General features: G+C 66.6%; 3 protein-coding genes and 1 tRNA gene. 2 read left to right on the forward strand and 2 right to left on the reverse strand.

Annotation, left to right across the window (positions count from 1 at the left end):
* Positions 1 to 442: 442 nt before the first annotated feature.
* Positions 443 to 519: transfer RNA gene (locus KO516_RS20350), tRNA-Ile, on the reverse strand.
* Positions 520 to 575: 56 nt separating this feature from the next.
* Complete coding sequence (locus tag KO516_RS20355) at positions 576 to 1043, reverse strand: YbaK/EbsC family protein (protein WP_216005618.1); 468 nt, start codon at positions 1041 to 1043, stop codon at positions 576 to 578.
* Positions 1044 to 1134: 91 nt separating this feature from the next.
* On the opposite strand from KO516_RS20355, the gene KO516_RS20360 reads away from it, so the two are divergent.
* Positions 1135 to 3936, forward strand: coding sequence for a glutamine-synthetase adenylyltransferase (locus tag KO516_RS20360; protein ID WP_216005619.1), 2802 nt, complete (start codon positions 1135 to 1137; stop codon positions 3934 to 3936).
* A gap of 52 nt (positions 3937 to 3988) precedes the next feature.
* Positions 3989 to 5239, forward strand: a complete 1251-nt coding sequence (locus KO516_RS20365) for a VWA domain-containing protein (protein ID WP_216005620.1) — start codon at positions 3989 to 3991, stop codon at positions 5237 to 5239.
* Positions 5240 to 5380 lie beyond the last annotated feature (141 nt).

Below are 5380 nucleotides of genomic sequence, written 5' to 3' on the forward strand. Positions count from 1 at the left end.
CATCCCATCTTCTGGAGCTTTACGGCGATTACCGTGTGCAAAACGATCAGGCCGCTGTGGATCGTCAGATCGATGAAATGGTTCGCAAGTCGTGCGCCGGGTCGAACTTCAACGAGTGCGTGAGAGAACACGACGAGGCAGTTAAGAAAATACTGTCGGGAGGCGTATAGGCGCAGTTCGCAGTGGAACATTGTGGCGCGCCCGTCCCTTCGCAACGCATTGAAACCTAAGGGTCGGTACCAGTCTGCGCGTGGTGCGCCTCTGCCTTGACTTCGTTGGGGCTTTCGCTGGGCGTGGTGCGCCGTTTGGGGACACATCGCGCAGACACGAACCCCTCATCCATGTGGTCCGCATCGACTGCAAGTCTTTGATTCAATATCGACCACTGCGCCATCAGCGCGGTCCACATGCATACTGAAAGTATTGCGTTTTTTAGCTCTTTTGGTGGGCCCGGCAGGACTTGAACCCGCAACCAAGGCGTTATGAGCGCCCTGCTCTAACCAATTGAGCTACAGGCCCACCGTGTGCGCCTGAGTATCATTCGGGGCGGTCCGGTCAAGCCATTCGGCGCAGGCTCAGGCAATGAAATCCGCTGGCGTTGCGCCGGTGAGCTTTGGCAGCAGCCGCGCATCGAGCGCAAACAGGTGGCGCGGGGTGCCGGCGGCGGCCCAGACCAGATCGAACGTCAGCAGACGCGGGTCGAGCCATGCGCGGATCGGTGACAGATGCCCGACGGGCGAAACGCCTCCGATGGCAAAGCCGGTCTGCGCCCGGATCAGTGCCGCATCCGCCTTGCCTAGCGGCTCGCCCGCAAGCGCGGTGGCCTTGTCGGCGCACACCCGGTTGCCGCCCGCTGTCAGGAACAGCACCGCAGCGCCGCTTTGCTCGGCGCGAAAGATGATCGACTTGGCGATCTGATCGAGGTCGCAGCCAACGCTGTCTGCGGCCTCCTGCGCGGTGCGGGCGTGGGCGACCTCGCGGATATCGGGTTCAAGCCCCGCCTCTTGCAGCGCGGCGCGCACGCGGGTCAGGCTTTTGCTCATGGTCACTCTCCGGTCTGGCGGGCAGGATGATCTGGCGCACCGCTGCGCAAGACCGTTGCCATCGCCCCCCGGCATCTGCCATCCATCACACATGGATTTCAATGCCCGCATCACCCGCCTGCCACGCCCCTTCGAGCCCGAGATCGGGCGCGAGGCGCTTGCCGCAACCCCTTGGGCCAGCGGCGATGTCGCCAAGCTGATCGCCGGCACTGGCGGCACCAGCCCTTATCTCGCCGGGCTCATCGCCCGCGACGGTAACTGGCTGGAAGGCGCTCTCGACGATCCCGACGCGGCGCTTGCTGCGGTCGCTGCGGGTTTGCCCGAGGTCGGGCCGGACCACCTGGGCACCGAGCTGCGCAAGGCCAAGCGCCGGGTGGCGCTGTTGATCGCACTCGCCGATCTGTCGGGGGCGTGGTCACTTGGTGCGGTGACGGGCGCGCTGACCCGCTTTGCCGATCTTGCGGTCGATCTGGCGCTCAAGGAGGCGCTGGTGCGCGAGGCAAAGCGCGGCAAGCTGCCGGGCATCGCCCCGGATGCCCTGGAGGATGCGGGCGGCATGGTGGTGCTGGCAATGGGCAAGATGGGCGCGTTCGAGCTGAACTACAGCTCGGATATCGACCTGATCTGCCTGTTCGATCAGGACCGGTTCGACCGGGATGATTTCCACGATGCCCGCAGCGCTTTTGTGCGCGCCACCCGCCGGATGGCCGCCACGCTGGGTGATCTGACCGGCGATGGCTATGTCTTCCGCACCGATCTGCGGTTGCGCCCTGATCCCTCCGTCACGCCTGTGTGCATCGCGATGGAGGCCGCCGAGCGCTATTATGAAAGCCTTGGCCGGGCGTGGGAGCGGGCGGCCTATATCAAGGCGCGGCCCTGCGGAGGCGATCTTGCGGCGGGCGAGCGCTTTCTTGAAACGCTCAAGCCGTTTGTCTGGCGCAAGCATCTGGATTTCGCGGCGATTCAGGATGCCCATGACATGCGCCTGCGCTACCGCGACAAGCACGGCCATGGCGAGATATCGCTTCCCGGCCATGATATGAAGCTGGGCCGGGGCGGCATCCGCGAAATCGAGTTCTTTACCCAGACCCGGCAGGTGATCGCGGGCGGGCGCGATCCGGCGCTGCGGGTGCGCGGCACCGTCGATGGCTTGCGTGTGCTCTCGAGTACCGGCTGGGTGCCTGCCCATGTCACCGAGGCGCTGGCCGACCATTACCGCGCCCACCGCGAGGTCGAACACCGGGTGCAGATGATGCAGGATGCGCAGACCCATCTCCTGCCCACGAGCGACGAGGGGTTCGAGCGGCTCGCGGCGCTGATGGGCGTCGAGACGGCGGCGCTCAAGGCCGATCTGAAGCAGCGCCTGCAAGCAGTTCATGCGCTGACCGAAGATTTCTTTGCCCCGGACGGGCGGGTCTGCGCGGCGAAAATTCCCGACGAGATCGCGCAAAGCCCGCAGGTTCAGCGCTGGCAGACCTATCCGGCGTTGCGCTCGAATCGTGCCCGCGAGATCTTTCGCCGCCTCAAGCCCGAGATCCTCGGGCAGCTGGCGCGCGCCCCGCGCCCGGCCGAGGCGCTGGATGCTTTCGATGGCTTCCTGCGCGGTCTGCCTGCGGGGGTGCAGCTGTTTTCGCTGTTCGATGCCAATCCGCAACTGGTCGATCTGCTGATCGACATCGTGTCGACCTCGCCGGATCTGGCGCGGCATCTGTCGCGCCATGCTTCGGTGTTCGATGCGGTGATCGGCGGGGATTTCTTTGCGCCATGGCCGGGGCCGGGGGCATTGACCGCCGAACTGGGCGCGATCCTTGCGCGCGAGGAAGATTACGAGCGCAAGCTCGACATGGCGCGCCGCTGGGCCAAGGAATGGCATTTCCGCGCCGGGGTTCACCTGCTGCGCGGCCTGAGCGAACCGGACGAAGCGGCGCAGCATTACGCCGACGTGGCCGAGGCGGCGCTGGCGGCGGTGTTCCCGGCGGTCTGCGAGGAATTCGCTCGCAAGCATGGCGCGGCGCCGGGGCGCGGTGCGGTGGTGGTGGGCATGGGCTCGCTTGGGGCGCGGCATCTGCACGCGCTGTCCGATCTCGATCTGATCGTGATCTACGATCCGGCTGGGGTCGAGGCGTCGGAGGGCCGCCGCCCGCTGCCCTCGCGGCAATATTACGCCCGGCTGACACAATCGCTGATCACCGCGATGAGCGCCCCGATGGCCGAGGGCAAGTTGTATGAGGTCGACATGCGCCTGCGCCCCTCGGGCAATCAGGGGCCGGTGGCGACCTCGCTTGCCGCGTTCGAGAATTACCAGCGCCAAGAGGCGTGGGTCTGGGAGCATCTGGCGCTGACCCGGGCGCGGGTGGTGGCTGGCCCGCGCGCCCTTGCGGGCGAAGTCGAGGCGCTGCGATCCGAGATCCTCGCCGTTCCCGAAGCGCCGGGCAAGGTGCTGAGCGAACTGGCACAGATGCGCCGGCGCATCACGCAAGCCAAGGGCGCGGGCGATGCATGGGATCCCAAGCTGGGGCGCGGGCGGATGCAGGATATCGAGCTGTTCGCACAAGCCTCGGCGCTGATTTCCGGGCGGGGGCCGCGCAGCACCGCGCGGGCCCTGCTGGTCGCTGGCGCCGAAGGCTTGATCGCGCGCGACGATGCCGCGCATCTGGCCGCAACCTACCGTCTGTGCTGGTCGTTGCAGATCGGCGCGCGGCTGATCACCGAAGGTCGGCTCGACCCCGAGGCGGTGGGCGCGGGCGGTTGCGCCTTCCTGTCGCGCCTGACCGGAACCGATGGGCCCGAGGCATTGCAGGCCCGCCTGAATGAGATGACCACGCGCGCGGCGCAGATCATCGATTCCGCGCTGCCAGACCCGGCGCAGGACGAGCCCGCGCAAGACCAATGAGGCGCTTGCGCCCCGCGCCGCGCTGTGTCTCGCTGGCGGTGGAGGAGACCCCATGCCCGAATATATCCCGATTGACATCCCCGAGCATCCCAAGCTGGCGCAGAACATCATCCATTTCGCCCGCGCGTTGCGCCGGGCCGGGTTGCCGGTGGGGCCGGGGCGGGTGCTCGATGCCATCCGCGCCGTGGCCGAGGCCGGGTTTACCGACCGGATGGATTTCTACTGGACCCTGCACGCCTGTTTCGTGAATCGCCCCGAACACCGGGTGGTGTTCGCGCAGGTCTTTCGCCTCTACTGGCGCGATCCGCGCTATCTTGAACACATGATGGCGATGATGCTGCCCGCCGTGCGCGGCGTGCAGGAAGAGAAGGTGGCGCAATCGGCGGAAAAGCGCGCCGCGCAGGCGCTTCTGGGCGATCAGATGCCCGAACTTCCGCAGCCTGAAAGCGACGAAGAGCAGACCCGGATCGAGGTCGACAGCTCCTTCACCCTCTCGGCCGAGGAAAAGCTCAAGACGCTGGATTTCGAGCAGATGTCGAACGAGGAAGTCGCGCGGGCCAAGCGGATGCTGGCGCGGCTGACACTGCCGGTCAAGCCGATCCCCTCGCGCCGGGGCATGGCGTCGGCGCAGGGGCGCAGGATCGACTGGCGCCGCACGCTGCGTGGCTCGATGCGGCAGGGAGGCGATCTGCGGGCGCTGTCCTATCTCAAGCCGCGCCCGCGCTGGCCCAATCTGGTGGTGCTTTGCGATATCTCGGGCAGCATGTCGCAATATTCGCGCATGGTGCTGCATTTCCTGCACGCGGTGGCCAATGAAAAAGGCGCCGGCTGGGCGCGGGTGCATGCCTTTACCTTCGGCACGCGGCTGACCAACATCACCCGCCACCTGCGGCATCGCGACGTCGATGCCGCGCTCAAGGCCGCCGGGGCCGAGACGCAGGACTGGCAGGGCGGCACCCGCATCGGGCAATGCCTGCATGATTTCAACCGCGACTGGTCGCGCCGGGTGATGGGGCAGGGCGCGGTGGTGCTGCTGATCACCGATGGGCTTGATCGCGATGACCCGGATGCGCTGGGGCGCGCGATGGAACGGCTGCACCTGTCGTCGCGCCAGCTGATCTGGCTGAACCCGCTGCTGCGCTGGGATGGCTTTGCGCCCAAGGCGGCGGGCATCCGCGCCATGCTGCCCCATGTCGACAGCTTCCGCGCCGGGCATTCCATCGCCTCGCTCGAAGAGCTGGCCGAGGCGATCTCGCGCCCCGACGATCCGGGCGAAAAAGCGCGGCTGATGGCGGCGCTTTAGCTGCTTGCAGGTGCTGTTTTGATGCTTGTCACCAGAGCTGCGCCGAGCTCTTCTGCGCAGGGCAATTTATTGGGGGCGCGCGTGCAGATTGGCAGGCTGGTCAAGCAAAGCATCAGGTCCATCTAGGGTCAGGATGCATTG

The sequence above is a fragment of the Citreicella sp. C3M06 genome (genome assembly GCF_018860705.1).
Lineage (GTDB): Bacteria > Pseudomonadota > Alphaproteobacteria > Rhodobacterales > Rhodobacteraceae > Salipiger.

Excerpts from the sequence above, each read along its gene's own strand:
- KO516_RS20355 (WP_216005618.1), bottom strand. The coding sequence starts at position 1,043 with ATGAGCAAAAGCCTGACCCGCGTGCGCGCCGCGCTGCAAGAGGCGGGG.
- KO516_RS20360 (WP_216005619.1), top strand. The coding sequence starts at position 1,135 with ATGGATTTCAATGCCCGCATCACCCGCCTGCCACGCCCCTTCGAGCCC.
- KO516_RS20365 (WP_216005620.1), top strand. The coding sequence starts at position 3,989 with ATGCCCGAATATATCCCGATTGACATCCCCGAGCATCCCAAGCTGGCG.